Raw genomic sequence first — 18,497 nt, 5'->3', positions numbered from 1 at the left:
AGGAACCCATGAAACGCGTAAGTCTGACGCAGTACCTGGTGGAAGAGCAACGCCAGCACCAGAGCATCAATGCGGAGTTGCGCCTGCTGATCGAAGTCGTGGCCCGCGCCTGCAAGCGCATCAGCTATTCGGTGAGCAAAGGCGCGCTGGGCGAAGTGCTCGGCAGTGCCGACACCGAAAACATCCAGGGCGAAGTGCAGAAAAAGCTCGACGTGATCTCCAACGAAATCCTGCTGGAAGCAAACGAGTGGGGCGGTCACCTGGCCGCGATGGCGTCCGAAGAAATGGAAACCATCCGCCAGATCCCGAGCCGCTATCCGAAGGGCGAGTTCCTGCTGCTGTTCGATCCGCTGGACGGCTCGTCGAACATCGACGTCAACGTGTCGATCGGCACGATCTTCTCGGTGCTCAAGGCGCCGGAAGGCATGCAGGACCCGACCGAGCAGGACTTTTTGCAGGCCGGCAGCACGCAGGTGGCCGCCGGTTACGCCGTGTACGGCCCGCAGACGATGCTGGTGCTCACGACCGGCAACGGCGTGCACTGCTTCACGCTCGACCGCGAGCAGGGTTCGTGGGTGCTGACCCAGAGCGATATGCAGATTCCGGCAGCGACCAAGGAATTCGCGATCAATATGTCGAACCAGCGCCACTGGCATCCGCCGGTGAAGCGTTACGTCGACGAACTGCTGGCAGGCTCGACCGGCCCGCGCGGCAAGGACTTCAATATGCGCTGGGTCGCCTCGATGGTGGCCGACGTGCACCGCATCCTGACCCGCGGCGGCGTCTTCATGTACCCGGCCGACCTGCGCGACACCAGCATGCCAGGCAAGCTGCGCCTGATGTACGAAGCCAATCCGATGGCGATGATCGTCGAGCAGGCGGGCGGCGCCGCCACCGACGGCCAGGGCCGCATTCTCGATATCCAGCCGACCAAGCTGCATCAGCGCGTGCCGGTGTTTTTGGGTTCGAAGGAAGAAGTGGATGTGGTTACGGGCTATCACGCGGGCTGATGGCCCACCTGCTCGCCTGCGTATAAATTAGGCAAACCGGAAATCTTGCGAAAGTGACGCGATACACACTAGCAAGGTTGCCGGTTTGTTTGCTAGAATACGGCTCTTTCGTGAGCGACGGCTTGTTTGTCGGGCATGATGGAAGGCGAAGCACAGGTTTCGCCGCTGTAGCTCAGTCGGTAGAGCAGCGCATTCGTAATGCGAAGGTCACCAGTTCGATTCCGGTCAGCGGCACCAAAATTAGTTAGTCAGAAAAAAGGGTTACAGGCTTCGGCCGGTAACCCTTTTTTCTTGTTCGCGCGCTGTATGGGCTGATGATCGCTGGCGGCACGCAGTCCTGTGTCGATCGAATACTGCGCCGCGTGAGGCCAGGATGGCGGCGAGCCGCGTGCTGGCCGATCGCAGGCCGTCAACCAGGCTGGACATCCTCGGTCGCAGCTTCCTGCAACCCGCGCGCCAGGCTCGACACGCTCGGATTGTCGACGAACACGCAGCGCTTGCCATGGCGCTTGCAATGGTCTTTCACGCGCCAGTAGGCGCTGTGGCTGATGCAGCCGGTCTGGCAAATCACCAGGTCGGCAGCGGCCAGGCTGGCATCGAGCTGGCTGCTGCTGTCTTCCAGGCCACCGTCGTGGTGCGCGAACTGGGCGCCGACCCGTTCGATCATCGTGCGGTAGATTGGTACGCTGCTGCTGCGCCCGCCAACGCACAGCACGGCGCGGTTGTGCAGCCGTACCGGCATCGCAACGGGAACGGCGACGGGTTCCTCCGTCGGCGCGGGAGCCGCTTCGGCATCGGGTGCGGCAGGGCGCAATGTCTTCAGTTCAGCGACCTGCGAGCGCAGGGCCTGCTCGCGCGCTTCCAGTTGCGCGATGCGTTCAGCCATGCGTTCGCGGGTATCGAGGTCGGGGATGCTGGCTTGCAGCCGCGCCAGCTCGGCGCGCAGGGTGGCGACATCGCCATCCCGCGCAATGGTGGCGGCGCGCGCGGTCATCAAGAGCTGCTCATGGCGCTCGGCGTCAAGCGCCTTTTCGTGCGCCAGCGCGTTGCAGCGCTCCTGCAGGCGGACGACCTCGCGTTCGAGCCGGGAATGGTCGGCGACGATCGCATTGAACTTGTTGAGATCGGCGCGGGCGCAGGCGCCGGCCTGGTGCTGGACCATGTGGATATCGCGGCACATCTTCTCTTCGAGCGCCACCGTGCAGCGGGGATGTGACAGGCCAGCCCAGAATGCGCCAGCCACATCGCCCGCCGCAACGGCCGCCGCCCACATCGCTTCGACCTGTTCGGTGGTCTTGGCTGCGCGGAAGCGCTGGATATGCTGCGCATAGCGACGTTCGAGCTCTTTCTGAACCGCATCGGCGACAGGCGTGCGCAATGCGCATTCGCTGACGGTGCCGACGTGGATATCGTAATCGTCATGCAGCACCTTCCCGCCAGTCACTTTCTCGACCAACTTGCGCAAACCATTCAACGGCAGCCCCACGCCCACCAGCGGGCAATGCGACGCATGCGACAACTCCCAGACGCGCCGCCGGCGCGAGCTCTGCGCGCCATCGTTGGAGCAGGGTACGGTCGAAGCGTGTTTGTCGCACATGGCAGATCCTCTTGGCACAGAAAGTGGCAGGAGGACAGTGCCCTCCATCAAATGATAATGATTCTCATTTATTCTATCGCAGTCTGCGCGCCGTGCAAGCAGAATTTACAACTTCCTTGATATCGCCGAGAGCGCATCTGACGTGATCATGCATACCCGCGCGGATGGATAAGCAACTTTGATTTCCAGATGGCTCTGTTACACTGACCCGACTTTTTTCACAGCCAGCCGTCGTCCGCGTGATCCACATACACACCCCCAACGGCCTCCCATCCGTCCTCGTCGGCCCCCTGTTGCGCCGCCTCGAACCTGGCCGTCTCGTCCTTTGGCTGGTCGGCAGCACGCCGTTGTCCTTCACCCTGGTGCTGGAACCGCATGGCGGCGAGGCGCAGCGGCTGGTGGTCGATGAAGCCTCGTGCCGCATCATTCCGATCGGGCGCGATGCGCACATTCACTTTATCGATGTCACGCTGCCCGAGCCGCTGCCGCAGGACACGCTGATCGACTACGACCTGTTGCTGACGGATGTCGAAGGCGTCGAACAGGGCATCGCTGCATGGGCGCCGCATCTGGTGCACGACGGCGCCGCGATGCCCAATATGGTGCTGCGCAGCCGCTCCGACAACATCCTTTATGGCTCGTGCCGCAAGCCCCATCACCCGTCGCGCGACGGCCTGGCGCGGGGCGACGATCTGATTGCCGGGCACGTGGATCAGGCCGGCGAGCGCCCGTCGATGCTGCTGCTGGCCGGCGACCAGGTGTATGCCGACGACGTGGCCGGCCCGATGCTGGGCGCGACCCACGCGCTGATCGAGCGTCTGGGCCTGTTCGGCGAATGCGTCGAAGGCGCCATCGTCGCCGACAGCGACGAGTTGTACGCCCATCCCGACGGCTACTATGGCCGCCAGCGCCTGCTGCCGGCGCATAAGTCGAGCGAGGCGCTGCGCGAGAAGTTCTTCGGCGGCGTGGAAAAGCCGATCTTCACGACGGCCAACGCTTATAACCACCTGATGACGCTGGGCGAAGTACTGGCGATGTACCTGCTGGTCTGGTCGCCGGTGCCGTGGCAGGTGATTGGCGAGATCGCGATGCCCCAGCTCGACCCCAAGCACCAGGAGCGCTGGCACGACGAAGCCGGCATCATTCACGGCTTCTGCGACGAGTTGCCACGCGCCGCGCGCCTGATGGCGCACGTGCAGACCCTGATGATCTTCGATGACCACGACGTCACGGATGACTGGAACCTGTCGTACAAGTGGGAAAAAACCGCCTACGGCCACCCGTTTTCGCGCCGCATCATGGGCAATGCACTGGTGGCCTACATGCTGTGCCAGGGCTGGGGCAACCGGCCCGATGTCTTCGGCGAGGTGCTCGACGACATGGCGGCGATGGCCGCCAGGCCCGATAGCAAGAACCGCCTCGAACCCGAACCGCATGGCGCGCTGATCGAGCGGCTGCTGACGTTCCGCCAGTGGGATTACATGCTGCGCACGCAGCCGGCCGTCATCGTGCTCGATACCCGCACGCGGCGCTGGCGCAACCAGCGTCGCCCGAGCCATCCGTCGGGCCTGATGGACTGGGAGTCGTTGACCGAATTCCAGCATGAGCTGATCGATGAGACGGCCGCGGTAATCGTGTCGGCGGCGCCGATGTTCGGCGTGAAGCTGATCGAGGTGGTGCAGAAGATTGCGACGCTGATGGGCCAGGCCCTGACCGTCGACGCCGAGAACTGGATGGCGCACCGCGGCGCGGCCCGCAGCCTGCTGAACATCTTCCGCCACTCGCGCACACCGGGCAACTACGTGATCCTGTCGGGCGACGTGCATTATTCGTTTGCTTACGACGTCGAAGTGCGCGACGACACCCGGCCGCCGCATATCTGGCAGATCACCAGCAGCGGCTTCAAGAACGAATTCCCTGAAGACCTGCTCAACTGGCTCGACCGCCTCAATCGCTGGCTGTATTCGCCGCGCTCGCCGCTGAACTGGTTCACCAAGCGGCGCGCCATGTCGATTACGCCGCACCTGCCCGACCAGCGCAAGCACGGCGAGCGCCTGTGGAATGGTTCCGGCATCGGTCAGGTCTGGCTCGATGCGAAGGGCCGGCCCGAGCGCATCGTGCAGCACAATGCCGATGGCCGGCCTTCCACGCAATTTTTGAAGCTGGGCGAGGAAAAGTCGGCCGAGCCCGCAATCGAACGACCGAAGAAGGCCGCCTAATCAGGCTGCCGACTCGCCAGCGCCAGTGGCAATCCGCGCGCCCAGCGGTTCGACGACAGCGAAAATTCCAGCGCCCGCACCTGGTGATACCAGCCGGCCGGCACATACAGCATGTCGCCCGGCCGGACGATTACTTCCACCAGCGCCGCCTGGCGCGCCAGCGGAAAGCGCGCGTCGTCCAGCGCTTCCGGATCGACCGGTGAGCCGAACAGCAGCGGATTGGCTTCCCGCGTATACAAATACGCGTCGTGGTGGGGCGGGGCGAGGAAGATTCGCTTCACGCCGCGGATCTGGGCAAAGATATTGTCGTCATAGTCGCAGTGCAGCGGCGTGATCGTGCGCGCCGGGCCGATCCAGAAGCGGGGCGGGCCCATCTTGTCGAAATACGCTGGCCAGTGGCACAGCCGGTTCAATTCGCGCAGTGCCAGGTTGCCCACATACGGCGGCAATCCCGATTCGGGCAGCGTGGACAGATCGAGATAGTCGCGCAGCAGCATGTCCTGCATGGCCCGGTCCGGCGCGAGCGCGGTGTGCACATAGTCGCCCACGCGCGCACGCACGGGCAGGTGGCCGTACTGCGCGCGCAGGGTGGCCATGTCCAGCTGCACGATTGGCCAGCGCCCGACCACGTCCGTCACCAGAAACGGCATGCCGGCCAGCGCATGCGTGCGGAATGCCGCCGCATCGAGGCGCGCGAGGCGCGGCACGTGCGTGAACGGGGGCAGGGCACGGGCCGCGGCCTTGATGGCCTCGCGCATGGCCGGAATCGAGTCGACGCCGCGCACTTGTGCGTCGCGCTGCGCGCGCGCTGCCGCGTCCTGTTCCGCCTGCGCCGCATCCGTGCGTCGCAGCGGCGGCAGGCGCGCCGCGCCCGGGTCCTTCTCTGCTGCCATGTCGTCCGTTCCTGCAAGTAATAGGGGGCGTATGGTACCGTCAGCTGTCAGTAAAGTGCGCCTAAATCACCCAAAATGACCGCTTTGTGAACCGATGTGATGGTTCTGTTAGGCAGCGCACGGTCTGCGCCGGGTGGCCATTGTATTTTTTGTATCGCGACGCAGTGAATCCGATACTGCGACTCGGAAAGTTGCCGCAAGGTGGCCAACCGGGATGGGACGCTAAGAAAATGTACAGAGACGCCGGGTCGAACCGAAGTTGATGTAGCGCAGTCCAAGATCGTTCCCGCTTGTTGTATCGGACTTATTCAATCAAAGATGTGGTGCTAGTCGAATTTCGTTCTACTCCGCGTTGATCACTATTTTATGAGGGTTACATCATGGATAATCAAAAGTCTACCGAGGGTAAAGGCATCAACGCAACCAACGCATCGAACCCAGGTTCGGGCAACCAGCAAAACGCATCGTCGTCGGGCACCAGCACCGGCACCGGTTCGCTGGGCACGAGCAGCGTGACCGGCAACAGCGGTCTGGGCAACAGCGGCAGCAGCGCCAGCACCGGCGCCGGCAACACGTCGGGCTCGACCACCGGTTCGTCGTCGACGCCATCGACCTCGTCGACCGCATCGTCGGCCGCATCGTCGATCAGCGACACCGCAGCAAACGCCGCTGGCAGCATCAAGGCAGCCATGTCGTCGATCACGCCAGAGAAAGCCCACGGCGCCATCGACAAGGCAGCGCAAGCCGCTCAGCCAGTCGTCGACAACATCGCTTCGAAGGCACACGCAGGCGTCGAAAAGGTCACTGGCCTGATCAGCACCGCGCAAGAGAAATTCGGCGACCGTTCGACCCAGATCACCGAGAAATACTCGGACCTGTCGGCCCAGGGCAAGGAATACGTCAAGAACAACCCAGGCAGCGCACTGCTGGCTGCAGTCGGCGTCGGCTTCATCCTGGCCAAGCTGCTGGGTGGCTCGAGCGACCGTAGCGACTATCGTGACGATTATCGCAACGACTACCGCAAAGACTACAACTCGTACCGCGATTAATTCCACAGTTTAATATTGTGGATTGATTCCGGCGCATCATCGATGTGCCGATCCGAAGCCTGACCAGCATCTGCTGGCCAGGCTTTTTTGCGTCCGGCGTTTTAACGCTTTCTTAACGCCTGATTAACGTCGTGGTGACGGTAGGCAATCTAGCATCCATACCGCATCAGAAGGCGCGTTGGATTCAGTTCCGCGTGATCGATTTATCGCCGGGCAGGGCACGCCTGGCACATCCGACGGATTCATGAAGACTGACAAGCTCTACCTGCATGAGGCAACTACTGCCCAGACGCGTCCGGCATCCACCTGGCTGGCGCGCAGCACACGCATGGCCGGCCCGTTCGCGCCGCTGGTGCAGATGCTGCTCATCGGGCTGGTGCTGCTCTCGGGCTTTCGGCTGGCGATGCTGGCCTGGCAATGGGACCGCGTGCGCGCGACCGGCGCCATGCTCGAAATCATCGTGCAGGGCGTACGCGCCGACCTGATCCTGCTTGGCTATTGCCTGGCCATTCCGCTGCTGCTGGCACCGTTCCTGGCGCATCGCCGTACGGCCCGCCTGTGGCAACGCTTCACGCTGGGCTGGACGACGCTGGCGCTGATCTTCATCCTGTTCATGGAAGTCGCGTCGCCGCAGTTCATCATGCAGTACGACGTGCGCCCAAACCGCCTGTTCATCGAATACCTGAACAATCCGCGGGAAGTCTTTTCCACGCTGTGGCACGGTTTCCGCACGGCGGTACTGCTGGGCTGCGCGGTCACCGTGCTCGTGGGTGTCGCGCTGGTGCGCCTGCTGAAAGGCGCCTCCGCCAGCACGCCGATGTGGCCGGGCCGCAGGATGCTGCTGGTGTGGCCGGTCCTGTGCCTGCTCGTGTTCATGCAGATCCGCTCGACCACCGGCCACCGGCCTGCCAATCCGGCCATGTTCGCGCTGACGGGCGATGCGATGGTCAATTCGCTCGTCATCAATTCGGCATGGTCGGTGCTCGACGCGATGCGCTCGATGGACAACGAAGCCAAGTCGTCCGATATCTATGGCGACTTCCCGCGCGCGAAGGTGTTTGCCGAAGTGAAGGCGGCGCCATGGCTGCGCGATTACCAGTTCGCCAACGCTGACCAGCCGACGCGGCACTACCAGAGCGCAGCCGTCACGCGCGCCAAACCGTTGAATCTTGTCATCGTGCTGCAGGAAAGCCTGGGCGCGACGTTCGTCGAGTCGCTGGGCGGGCTGGCCGTCACGCCGGAGCTCGAAAAACTCAAGGGCGAGGGCTGGTGGTTCGAGCAGCTGTACGCCACCGGCACCCGTTCGGTGCGCGGCATCGAGGCAGTGGTGGCCGGTTATGCGCCCACGCCCGCACGCAGTACAGTCAAGCTGTCGCTGTCGCAGCAGAATTTCTATACGCTGGCGGCCGGCCTGGGCGACCAGGGCTACCACACCGAATTCGTCTATGGCGGCGAAGCGCACTTCGACAATATGCGTAGTTTTTTCACCGGCAACGGCTTCCAGAAGATCGTCGACATCGGCGACATGAAACCGAAGTTCGTCGCCAGCTGGGGCGCATCCGATGAAGATCTGTTCGACAAGTCGCTCGAACGCCTCAATACCCTGCATGCCGCGAACAAGCCATTCTTCAGCCTGATCTTCACGTCGTCGAACCATGAGCCGTTCGAATTCCCGGACGGTAAAATCGCGCTGCACGACGGCGACAAGCAGACCGTCAACAACGCGGTTAAATACGCCGACTACGCGCTGGGCAAATTCATCCGCGCAGCCAAACAGCAGGCCTACTGGAAAGACACAGTGTTTCTGATCGTGGCCGACCACGACAACCGCGTGTATGGCGACAGCCTCGTGCCGATCAAGAAATTCCACATCCCAGGCCTGATCCTGGGCGCGGACATCGCGCCGAAGCGCATCACGACCATCGCCAGCCAGATCGACCTGGCGCCGACGCTGCTGTCGCTGCTGGGCGTGTCGAGCACGCACCCGATGATCGGACGCGACCTGGCGAAAGACAGCACGACGCCGGGCCGCGCGCTGATCCAGTTCAACGATTATTTTGCCTACCTTGAAGGCACGTCGGCCACCGTGCTGCGGCCCGGCCAGCCGCCGTTGCCGGGCCGGTACGACGCGGCCAGCGGGCATTTCAGTCCGGGCAACGGCAGCCCGACGCAGGCGCAGGTCGACAAGGCGATGGCACATGTGATCCTGCCATCGATCCTGTATCGCGAGCAGCGCTATCGCCCGCGCTGAAAACGGCGACCGATTCGCCTTACAATGACCAGCATGCGCATCCTCATCGTCGAAGACAACCCGGACATCCTGGCCAACCTGTACGGCTTCCTGGAGCCGAAGGGCTACGCCGTCGATTCGGCGCGCAACGGCTACGGCGGCCTGGCCCTGGCGTCCGAAAACAACTACGACGTCATCATCCTGGACGTCATGCTGCCGGGCCTGAACGGCCTGGAGCTGTGCCAGAAACTGCGCACCGAGCTCTCCAGCGCGACGCCGGTGCTGATGCTGACGGCGCGCGACAGTCTCCAGGACAAGGTGCTGGGCTTCGACAGCGGCGCCGACGACTACCTGGTTAAGCCGTTTTCGCTGGTTGAACTCGACGTGCGCCTGAAAGCGCTGGCGCGCCGTGCGGGCGGGCAGCACGCGTTCAGCCGCGTGCTGCGCTTCGGCCCGCTCGTGTTCGATCCCGATCAGCAACAGGCGTCGCGTGACGGCACCAGGATCGTGCTCACCAAGACCGGTTATGTGTTGCTGCGCTGCCTGATGGCGGCGGCCCCGCGCATCGTGCCGCGCGAGGCGCTCGAGCAGGCGGTCTGGGGCGAAGACCGGCCCGAGAGCGACGCGCTGCGCACACACATCCATGCGCTGCGCCAGGCGGTCGACAAGCCGTTTGCCTCGCCCCTGATCCATACCATCGCCGGCGTCGGCTACAAACTGGCGATGCCCGATGCGCCCGGCTAGTTCACTCAGCCGGCCGATCGTTGTTGCCTTTATCCTGTTCGGTGTCGTCCTGTCGCTGTTCTTCGCCGTGCTGGCCGCGCTGGTGGTCGAAGGGATCGAAGTGCATCTGGTCGACGAGCGTCTGGCCGAAGTCGAAAAGTGGGCGCGCCCCCGGGCTGCCGCCGGGCTGCCGGCCGACCTGCCGGCGGGCCTGCGCTTTCACCGGGGCGACGATATCCCGCTGTCGCTGCGTGCGCTGCCGGCGGGGGTGTCCGAGGCCGAGGTCGATGGCATCGGCCTGCATGTGCTGTCCGGCGCCGATGAACGGGGGCCGTATGTCGTGGTCGACCACGAAAGCGATTACGAAGAGATCGAAGTCCTGGTGTACTCGATGTTCGCCGCCTTTTTTGCCGGCTTCGTCACGCTGGCGCTGTTTCTTGGCCGCTTTGTTGGCCGACGCATCGTCACGCCGCTGCGCGAACTGGCCGACGCCGTGGGGCAGGGTGCATTCGCCTTGCCGCACACCGAACGGGGTGACGAGCTGGGAACCCTGGCGCGCGCGCTGGCCGCGCACACGCGTGAGTTGCGCGAATACCTCGACCGCGAGCGCCTGTTCACCGGCGACGTGAGCCATGAGCTGCGCACGCCGCTGACCGTCATCATGGGCGCAGCCGAGATCCTGGTCGAAAATAACAGGGGCCCGGCGGTGCAGGCGCCGGCGCAGCGCATTTACCGGGCGGCGCAGGAAGCGACGGAGTGCGTGACGGTGCTGCTGGTGCTGGCACGCGCACCCCAGCTTGCCCTGTTTTCTCCCGTCTCGGTCAACGAGATCGCGCGCCGCGAAACCGAGCGCTATCAAGCCATGGTGACTGGCCGGCCCGTCACGCTGCGCTGTGTCGGCGATGCCGCGTTTCGCATTTGCGCGCCTGCCGAACTGTGCGTGTCGGCCATCGCCAACCTGATTCGCAACGCCTGCCAGTACACCGAACAGGGCGAGGTGACGGTCGTCATCGAACCGGGGCGCATCACGGTCGAAGACACGGGGCGTGGTTTGCCCGACGCGGTACGGCAGACGCTGGGCGAGGGTGCACGCCCGATCCCGTCGAGCGGCTCGGCCGGCACCGGGCTGGGCCTGTCGCTGGTCAAGCGCATCTGCGAATACCTGGGCGCATCGCTCGTGTACGAAAACCGCCCAACCGGCGGCAGCCGCTTTACCATCATTTTTCCTGTGACGTTCACGCCATCCTAACGCCGCGTTGACGGTGGCTTGCCATCATCCTTTCTATCCTTGAAGCACTGCAGCGATGGTTGCTGCAATGTTGACTAGGGTGTGAAATGGATAAACTGTTTACAAGACGGATCGATGCATCGCTGCTCGTGCTGGTCGTGGCGCTGTTGCTGGCAAGCCTGGGCAACGTCACCTTCTGGAGCGTGCTGGCCCATGCCGCCGGGGGTGTGTCGCTGTCAAGCCTGCCCATGCTGGCCGGCACCTTCCTGATCGTCGTCCTGTTCTTCAATGCCTGTTTGACACTGGCCAGCTTTCGCTACCTCGCCAAGCCGGTGCTGATCGCCCTCGTGCTGGTGGCGTCTGCGGCAGGCTACTTCATCGCGGCTTACGGGATCGTCATCGACAAGGCGATGATCCAGAATGTGTTCGAGACCGATACGCGCGAAGCGACCGAATTGATCAGCTGGCAGATGGCCGCCAGGATCGGCTTGCTGGGCGTGCTGCCATCGCTGTGGATCGCGCGTGCCAATATCCAGTTTCCCCGTGGCGTGAAAGGTCTGCTCAAGCGCAGCAGCAATGCGGGCGGCTCGCTGCTGCTGGCGTTCATGCTGCTGGCGCTGCTTTTCAAGAGCCTGGCGCCGACGCTGCACGAGCACCGGGAGCTGCGCTTCCTGCTCACGCCCACCAATTTCATCCAGGCCGTGGATGGGTATCTGCGCAGCCGCTGGGCGGCCCAGATCGTGGTCGCGCCGCTGGGCCGCGATGCCGTGAAGGGCGCTGCCTGGGCTGGCCATCACCGCAAGACGCTGACGGTGATTGTCGTGGGCGAAACGGCGCGGGCGGCGAATTTTTCGCTCGATGGCTATAGCCGCGACACCAATCCACTGCTGGCGCGGCAAGCTGGCCTGATCAATTTCTCGCGTGTCAGTTCGTGCGGTACGGCGACTGCGGTGTCGGTGCCATGCGTGTTTTCCGCCTTCGGCCGCAACGATTACAGCCAGTCCAAAGCAGCAAGCCAGGAAGGCCTGCTCGACGTGCTGACGCACGCGGGTTTCGCCGTGCTGTGGCGCGACAACAATTCGGGCTGCAAGGGCGTGTGCAAGCGCGTGCAGTACGAGGACCTGTCGCGGCCCGATGGCAAGAACGTGCACTGCAGCGGCGACGAATGCTACGACGAGCGCCTGCTCGATGGCTTGCCGGACCTGCTTGCCAACAGCAGCAAGGACCTGGTCGTGGTGCTGCACCAGAAGGGCAGCCATGGCCCGGCGTATGCCAGCCGCTACCCGCAAGGGTTCGGCCGCTTCGGTCCGGTCTGCGCGAGCAATGACTTCGACACGTGCTCGCGCGAATCGATCCGCGCTGCCTACGACAACACGATCCTGTACACCGATTACTTCCTGAGCAAGACCATCGACGGCTTGCGCGCGATCGCGGCCGCGCAGGACGCCGATACGGCCATGCTGTACTTCTCGGACCATGGCGAGTCGCTCGGCGAAAACAACGTGTATCTGCACGGCGCGCCGTACATGTTCGCGCCACGCGAACAGACCGAGGTGCCAATGATGCTGTGGATGTCCGACAGCTTCAGCGACCGGTTCCGCATCGACCGGCGCTGCCTGGCCGCGCGGCGCAACGAACCGCTGTCGCATGACAATGTGTTCCACTCGGTGCTCGGCATGCTCGACGTGAACACGGCCGTGCTCAATCCGCGCCTGGACCTGTTCCATGCGTGCGTGCGGGGAGCCTGACATGCATGAAATGCGCGAGATTCTCGAGATGCGTGAGCTTCACCAGATGCGGGCCGAGCCTGGGTTGCACGCGCCGCTGCTGTCGGCGCACGCCCTGCAGCGCCTGGCCATGATGCTGGCGGCGGGCGCGCTGGCCATCCTGTGGCTCGGGCGCTATACGGATCTCGACCTGGTGCTGGCCGATGCCGTGTTCGACGCAGAGCGCCGCGTCTTTCCCTGGCGTGATACGTGGCTGACCGTCACGTTCAACCACGTGATCGTCAAGCAGCTCCTGATGCTGCTTGCCGTGGGCATCGTCGGCTACGCACTGATCGACGCCTGGCGGCCCCGCGCCGCGCTGAGTGCCCTTGGCCGCGTGCAGCTACGCATCGTCGCGCTGGCCGCCATCCTGGTGCCGGCCGTGACCAGTACCCTGAAGCACCTGAGCGCATCGCACTGCCCATGGGATCTGGTGCGCTATGGCGGCGAGCAGCCGTACGTGCGCCTGTTCGGCGCGTTCCCGGCCGATACGCTGCCGGGCCAGTGCCTGCCTGCCGGCCATGCGTCGAGCGCGCTGTGGCTGGTGGCACTGGCCGTCTGCTGGCTGCCGGCGCGGCCATCGCGGGCACGCGCCGCTGCGCTGCTGGCGATCGGCGCCGGCGCCACGGTCGGCTATCTGCAGCAACTGCGCGGCGCGCATTTCATGACGCATACGCTGTGGTCGATCTGGATCGCATGCACGATCGTCGTGGCGCTGATCGCCACCTTGCAGGGCAGGCCATCATGAGCATGCTCCGCACGGTCGTCTATCCTGCCCCGAGTGCCCTGTCACGCAGCGACCATGTCCGTCTGCAGGGCGTGGTGAACCGGCTGGCAAGGGCCTATCCGCCGGACTGGCTGGAGCGGTGCGGCGCGCAGCTATACGGCGCGACCATCGTGGCCAGTCTGGCACTGACCGGCCTGGTCGGCGCGCTCTGGTCGCCCTGGTGGACTTATCTGATTCCCGTCGTGTGCCCGCTGCTATTGCTGGGCGTGCTGCCGGTGTGGCTGTTCGGCCGCGAACCGGGCTGTCCGCGCTGGGCGCACCCGCTCGCCATCGTCAGCGACGACGATGCGGTGCTGATCGGACGGATTGTCGCTGCGATGGATGAACACAGCAGGGCGGGGCTGTTGCGGTATTGCCCGGCCGACGATGGCGCGAAGGTCTTCGCGCTCTGGCAGCTGTTGCAGGCTGCCGGCGTCGAAGAACCTCACTGAGAAGAAGCCGCGTTCAGGCCGGGGTGTTGTCCACCTCGACGGCCCGCGCCGGCTGGCGCCGCATCCTGCGCCCGGTGCGCTTGAGCCAATTTTCAAAGTCGTCGACATACGTGAACACGGCCGGCACCACCAGCAGGCTCAGTAACGTCGACGTGATGAGGCCACCGATCACGGCCACCGCCATCGGCGAGCGGAAGCTCGGGTCACCCGAGAACCCCAGCGCCAGCGGCAGCATGCCGGCGCCCATCGCGATGGTGGTCATCACGATTGGCCGGCTGCGCTTGTGGCAGGCGTCAACCAGCGCATCAAAACGGTTCATGCCCGCCTCGCGCGCCAGGATCGCGTAATCGACCAGCAGGATCGAGTTCTTGGTCACGATCCCCATCAGCATGATCAGGCCGATCATCGTCGGCATCGACAGCGCATTGCTGGTGACGAGCAGCGCCACGAAGGCGCCGCCGATCGACAGCGGCAGCGCAGCCAGAATCGTCACCGGCTGCATGAAGTCCGAGAACAGCAGCACCAGCACGCCGTAGATGCACAGCACGCCGATCAGCATCGCCAGGCCGAAGCTGGCAAACAGCGCCTGCATTTCCTGGGCGTCGCCCAGCTCGGCGATCGTTACCGACGACGGCAGCGATTGGAACACGGGCAGCGCGCGCGCCGCGGTATTGACTTCGCCGAGCGAGCGACCCGAGAGTTCGACGTCGAGCGTGACGTTGCGGGTGCGGTTCAGGCGATTGATCTGCGCCGGGCCGCTTTCCATCGTGATGTCGGCCACGGTCGAGAGCAGCACCGGGCCATTCTTGCCGGGCACCGTCAGACGCCCGATCGCATCCAGGTCGGCGCGCACGGAATCCGGCAGCTTCACGCGGATCGGCACCTGGCGCTCGTCCAGGTTCATCTTGGCCAGCGACTGTTCATAGTCGCCGGCGGTCGCCACGCGCACCGTCTCGCCGATTGCCGCCGCCGTCACGCCCTGGTCGGCCGCGCGCGCAAAGTCGGGTCGCACGATGATTTCGGGGCGCACCAGCGACGCGCTCGAACTGACGTTGCCGATGCCGGGCAGGCCACGCAATTCGCGCTCGGCCTGGCGCGCAGCGGTGCTGAGCGCATTCGCGTCTTCGCTGCGCAGCACCAGCTGCATCTTGGTGCCGGCATCGGGAATGCCGACCGTGAAGCGCGCGCCGGGAATGGCGGCCACGCGGTCGCGGATCGTGTTTTCGATCACGCCCAGCTTCACGTCGCGGTCACCCCGGTCCACCGTTTTCACCGTCAGCACAGCGCGCCGTGCTTCGGCGGCGGCGCCGGGCGAGAACGCGTCGCCGCTCGAGCCGCCGCCGATCGAACTGAAGATGCTCGTCACGCCTTCGACCTTCATCAGTTCCAGGCGCACCTGTTCGGCCACGGCGCGGGTCTGGGCCAGCGTGGCGCCCGGCGCCAGTTCGACGTTGACCTGCGTCTGCGAGCGGTCGGCCGGCGGCATGAAGCCGGTCGGCAGCAACGGCACCAGCGCCAGCGAGCCCGCAAAGAACACGGCGGCGCCCAGCATCGTCAGGCCACGGCGGCGCAGGCACCACTGCATCACGGCCAGGTAGCGCCGCATGATCGCGCCATCCTGCGGCTCGTGACCGGCCACGCCGGCGTTCTTCGGCGCCTTGAGCAGGTACGCGCACATCATCGGCGTGAGCAGGCGCGCCACCAGCAGCGACGCCAGGATCGCCAGCACGGCAGTCCAGCCGAACTGCTTGAAGAATTTGCCGGGGATGCCGCCCATGAAGGCGGTCGGCAAAAACACGGCCACGAGCGCGAACGTGGTGGCGATGACCGCCATCCCGATTTCGTCGGCCGCCTCGAGTGAGGCCTGCATCGGCGACTTGCCCATGTGGAGGTGGCGCGAGATGTTTTCGATCTCGACGATCGCATCGTCGACCAGTACGCCGATCACGAGGGCCAGCGACAGCAGCGTGACCATATTGAGCGTGTAGCCAAACAGGTACTGGCCCAGGAAGGCCGGAATCACCGACAGGGGCAGGGCGGCCGCGGCGATCAATGTGGCGCGCCAGTCGCGCAGGAACCACCACACGACCAGCACCGCCAGCAGCGCGCCTTCGTACAGCATGTGCATCGAGGCGTCGAAGTTCTCGTCGACCGACACCGAGTTGTCGATCACTTCGTTGACGATCAGCTTCGGGTTTTCTTTCTTGAGCTGTTCCATCGCGGCGCGCGCGCCGGTGGCGACATCGATCTCGCCGGCCCCGCGCGTGCGGAACACTTCGAAGGCGACGACGCGGCGGCCATCCTGCTCGGCCAGGGCGCGTGGTTCTTCCACGGTGTCGAGCACGCGCGCGACCTGGTCCAGGCGCACGTGGCGCCCGTCCGGCAGCGGGATCTCCATCGCGGCCAGCGCCTGCGCGGTGCCGACGGTGGCCAGCGTGCGCACCGATTGCTCGACGCCGCTGACGTCGCCCCGGCCGCCTGGCGCCTCGCGCTGCACATTGCGCAGCTGGCGCGAGATATCCAGCGCCGAGACGCGCAGCGCCGCCATCTTCTGGTCATCGAGCTCCACGCGCATCTCGCGCGTGACGCCGCCCACGCGCCGGATTTCACCAAGGCCCGGCACGCCCAGCATGCGCTTGGCGACGTCGTTGTCGACGAACCAGCTCAGGTCCTGGTCGTCCAGGCCCGAGCCCTCGGCCGCGGCGATCGTGAAGGTGGAGACGACGCGCCCGGCCGTGGCGGCCTTGGTGACGGTCGGTTCGCGCAGCTCGGCCGGCATGTCGGCGCGCACGCGCGAGACCGCGTCGCGCACGTCGTTGACGGCTTCGGCCGAATCGCGCTCGAGGATGAATTCAACCGTGACGGTGGCCACGCCGTCGAGCACGCGCGTGTAAATGTTCTTGATGCCCTGCAGCGTGGCGACCGAGTCCTCGATCTTGCGCGCGACTTCGGTTTCGAGCTGCGCCGGCGCGGCGCCGTCGAGGACGGCGGTGACGGTGACGATCGGCAGTTCGATGTCCGGGAAGTCCTGCACCTTGCTGGCATTGAAGGCCATCAGTCCTGCTACGGTGAGCAGGACGAACAGCATGATCGCCGGGATCGGATTGCGGATCGACAGGGCGGAGAAATTCATCGTGCGGCCTTTGCTGGTACTGGTCCCAGCGCGGCTGCTGGCGCAACTGCGGGCGTCGCTATATTGCGTACCAGATCGCCGTCATTGAGGAACCCGGCGCCGGTGACGACAATCGGCGCGTCAGCCGCCAGGCCGCCGACAATCTCGACCCGGTCGCCCAGGCGGCGGCCCGTGGTGACCTTCAACTGGCTCACGCGGCTGTCGGCATTCAGGCGGTATACATAACTGAAGCCGTCGCGCACCGCGATCGATTGCTGCGGCACGGTCAGGGCGTTCGATGTGCCCAGTTCAAAACGACCGCTGGCGAACATGCCGGCCTTGAGCGGCATGTCGCCCGACAGCGCCGGCGGCAGGTCGACATAGACCAGCGCAAGCCGGGTCTGCGGATCGACCGACGGCGCCACGACGCGCACCTTGCCCGTGACTTCGAGCCCGCTCGCGCCGCGCACGATGGCACGCGTGCCCGCCTTGATGCGGCCCAGGTCCTGCGCCGTCACTTCGGCGCGCCATTCGAGGCGGCCCTGGCGGATCATGCGAAACAGTTCGGTGCCCACGCCGACGACGGCGCCGACGGTGGCGCCCCGCGCCGAGATCACGCCGCTGTCGGGCGCCGTCACCTGCGTGTACTTCAGGCGCAGCTGCTGCTGTGTGAGCGTGGCCTGGGCCGACTGGACGCGCGCGGCGCCAGTCTGCTCGCCCGTCACGTATTGCGTGACCTGCTGGGCACTGAGGGCGCCGGAGCTTTCCAGTGCCCGCGCGCGGTCGGCGTTTGCCCTGGATTCCAGGGCATTGGCCTTCGCTTCGAGCAGCGCGGCGCGCGCGCCCTCGATATCGGCGCGCACGGTTTCATCGGCGAACACGGCCAGCACCTGGCCCTTCTTGACCACGTCGCCGACATTGACCCGCACTTCGTTCAGGCGCAGCCCGTTCGATTCGCTGCCGATGACGGCGTCCTGCCAGGCGGCGATGCTGCCGTTGGCGGTCAGGTTGATCGGCAGGCTGGCGGTGGCGGGACGCGTCGTGGTAACGCTCAGGGCAGGGCGCGGCGCGGCCTTTTCTTCCTTGGCGTCGGCGCGGTTGATCGTCGCCAGCGCAATGACGGCGCACAGCGACGCAGCCCCAAGGGCGATGGCAAGGGCACGTGGATGTCGAATGGTTTTCATGGTGTCTGGGTGATCGCGGCCTGGTCCAGCAATCCGGTGGTCCGGCGCTCCGGCAAGCAACTGAGTGTAGCAAATGTGACGCCCCCGGCAGGGCTGCACGGGTGTCATTACAAATAGTGCAGTGCGGAAAAATGGGCGGTTTGGCAGGGCGTTCTACAAATTTACAACAGTAGATCTACCGTATTGCACTGCACAATAAAAAGAGATATATTGGAACTGTCTCCTCCAGTTTTCTCCGAAAATTGGATTTGCCGCCCGCCAACCAACA

General features: G+C 64.9%; 13 protein-coding genes and 1 tRNA gene. 10 read left to right on the top strand and 4 right to left on the bottom strand.

Annotated features, from left to right (window positions below; translation table 11 throughout):
• Positions 1–8: 8 nt before the first annotated feature.
• Complete coding sequence (locus AC56LH_RS15355; protein WP_499647409.1) at positions 9–1,010, top strand: class 1 fructose-bisphosphatase; 1,002 nt, start codon at positions 9–11, stop codon at positions 1,008–1,010.
• Between the two features lie 161 nt (positions 1,011–1,171).
• A tRNA-Thr gene (locus AC56LH_RS15350) sits at positions 1,172–1,247 on the top strand.
• 172 nt (positions 1,248–1,419) lie between these two features.
• Here AC56LH_RS15350 and AC56LH_RS15345 read toward each other — a convergent pair.
• Positions 1,420–2,607, bottom strand: coding sequence for a DUF2325 domain-containing protein (locus AC56LH_RS15345; protein WP_499647407.1), 1,188 nt, complete (start codon positions 2,605–2,607; stop codon positions 1,420–1,422).
• 293 nt (positions 2,608–2,900) lie between these two features.
• Here AC56LH_RS15345 and AC56LH_RS15340 point away from each other — a divergent pair, with 293 nt between their 5' ends.
• Entirely contained in the window at positions 2,901–4,826 is a 1,926-nt protein-coding gene (locus AC56LH_RS15340; RefSeq protein WP_499647405.1) for a metallophosphoesterase family protein, read from the top strand.
• Here AC56LH_RS15340 and AC56LH_RS15335 read toward each other — a convergent pair.
• Complete coding sequence (locus AC56LH_RS15335) at positions 4,823–5,719, bottom strand: cupin-like domain-containing protein (protein ID WP_499647403.1); 897 nt, start codon at positions 5,717–5,719, stop codon at positions 4,823–4,825. The genes AC56LH_RS15340 and AC56LH_RS15335 overlap by 4 nt on opposite strands.
• 380 nt (positions 5,720–6,099) lie before the next feature.
• On the opposite strand from AC56LH_RS15335, the gene AC56LH_RS15330 reads away from it, so the two are divergent.
• The 7 genes from AC56LH_RS15330 to AC56LH_RS15300 all read left to right on the top strand — a co-directional run bounded on the left by AC56LH_RS15330 (position 6,100) and on the right by AC56LH_RS15300 (position 13,933).
• On the top strand, positions 6,100–6,768 hold the full coding sequence (locus AC56LH_RS15330) for an ElaB/YgaM/YqjD family protein (RefSeq protein WP_499647401.1): 669 nt from the start codon (positions 6,100–6,102) through the stop codon (positions 6,766–6,768).
• Positions 6,769–7,012: 244 nt separating this feature from the next.
• The gene (locus AC56LH_RS15325; RefSeq protein WP_499647398.1) at positions 7,013–9,019 is read left to right on the top strand and encodes an LTA synthase family protein; all 2,007 of its coding nucleotides are present in this window, start codon (positions 7,013–7,015) and stop codon (positions 9,017–9,019) included.
• A gap of 33 nt (positions 9,020–9,052) precedes the next feature.
• A complete protein-coding gene (locus AC56LH_RS15320) occupies positions 9,053–9,742 on the top strand; it encodes a response regulator transcription factor (RefSeq protein ID WP_499647396.1) in 690 nt (229 codons plus the stop codon).
• On the top strand, positions 9,729–10,970 hold the full coding sequence (locus AC56LH_RS15315) for a sensor histidine kinase (RefSeq protein WP_499647394.1): 1,242 nt from the start codon (positions 9,729–9,731) through the stop codon (positions 10,968–10,970). Before AC56LH_RS15320 ends, AC56LH_RS15315 begins: the two co-directional genes overlap by 14 nt.
• 86 nt (positions 10,971–11,056) lie before the next feature.
• Positions 11,057–12,697 (top strand): phosphoethanolamine transferase, encoded by a 1,641-nt coding sequence (locus tag AC56LH_RS15310; protein WP_499647392.1) that lies wholly within the window; start codon positions 11,057–11,059, stop codon positions 12,695–12,697.
• A gap of 1 nt (position 12,698) precedes the next feature.
• Entirely contained in the window at positions 12,699–13,463 is a 765-nt protein-coding gene (locus AC56LH_RS15305; protein WP_499647390.1) for a phosphatase PAP2 family protein, read from the top strand.
• A complete protein-coding gene (locus tag AC56LH_RS15300; RefSeq protein WP_499647388.1) occupies positions 13,460–13,933 on the top strand; it encodes a hypothetical protein in 474 nt (157 codons plus the stop codon). The genes AC56LH_RS15305 and AC56LH_RS15300 overlap by 4 nt, the downstream gene beginning before the upstream one ends.
• A 13-nt stretch (positions 13,934–13,946) precedes the next feature.
• Here the strand turns inward: AC56LH_RS15300 and AC56LH_RS15295 are convergent, their stop codons facing one another.
• Both AC56LH_RS15295 and AC56LH_RS15290 read right to left on the bottom strand, forming a co-directional pair.
• A complete protein-coding gene (locus tag AC56LH_RS15295; RefSeq protein ID WP_499647386.1) occupies positions 13,947–17,066 on the bottom strand; it encodes an efflux RND transporter permease subunit in 3,120 nt (1,039 codons plus the stop codon).
• Positions 17,063–18,229 carry an efflux RND transporter periplasmic adaptor subunit gene (locus AC56LH_RS15290; RefSeq protein WP_499647384.1) on the bottom strand — a complete coding sequence of 389 codons (1,167 nt, stop codon included), beginning with the start codon at positions 18,227–18,229 and terminating at the stop codon, positions 17,063–17,065. Before AC56LH_RS15290 ends, AC56LH_RS15295 begins: the two co-directional genes overlap by 4 nt.
• Positions 18,230–18,497: the final 268 nt, after the last annotated feature.

It is taken from the genome of Telluria sp. LT1R51-2 (assembly GCF_059685775.1).
This window is presented reverse-complemented; position numbering and strand designations above follow the sequence as displayed.

Bases quoted from the DNA above. Each gene is read 5' to 3' on its own strand.
- AC56LH_RS15355 (WP_499647409.1), top strand. From the start codon at position 9: ATGAAACGCGTAAGTCTGACGCAGTACCTGGTGGAAGAGCAACGCCAG.
- AC56LH_RS15345 (WP_499647407.1), bottom strand. From the start codon at position 2,607: ATGTGCGACAAACACGCTTCGACCGTACCCTGCTCCAACGATGGCGCG.
- AC56LH_RS15335 (WP_499647403.1), bottom strand. From the start codon at position 5,719: ATGGCAGCAGAGAAGGACCCGGGCGCGGCGCGCCTGCCGCCGCTGCGA.
- AC56LH_RS15330 (WP_499647401.1), top strand. From the start codon at position 6,100: ATGGATAATCAAAAGTCTACCGAGGGTAAAGGCATCAACGCAACCAAC.
- AC56LH_RS15325 (WP_499647398.1), top strand. From the start codon at position 7,013: ATGAAGACTGACAAGCTCTACCTGCATGAGGCAACTACTGCCCAGACG.
- AC56LH_RS15320 (WP_499647396.1), top strand. From the start codon at position 9,053: ATGCGCATCCTCATCGTCGAAGACAACCCGGACATCCTGGCCAACCTG.
- AC56LH_RS15315 (WP_499647394.1), top strand. From the start codon at position 9,729: ATGCGCCCGGCTAGTTCACTCAGCCGGCCGATCGTTGTTGCCTTTATC.
- AC56LH_RS15310 (WP_499647392.1), top strand. From the start codon at position 11,057: ATGGATAAACTGTTTACAAGACGGATCGATGCATCGCTGCTCGTGCTG.
- AC56LH_RS15305 (WP_499647390.1), top strand. From the start codon at position 12,699: ATGCATGAAATGCGCGAGATTCTCGAGATGCGTGAGCTTCACCAGATG.
- AC56LH_RS15300 (WP_499647388.1), top strand. From the start codon at position 13,460: ATGAGCATGCTCCGCACGGTCGTCTATCCTGCCCCGAGTGCCCTGTCA.
- AC56LH_RS15295 (WP_499647386.1), bottom strand. From the start codon at position 17,066: ATGAATTTCTCCGCCCTGTCGATCCGCAATCCGATCCCGGCGATCATG.
- AC56LH_RS15290 (WP_499647384.1), bottom strand. From the start codon at position 18,229: ATGAAAACCATTCGACATCCACGTGCCCTTGCCATCGCCCTTGGGGCT.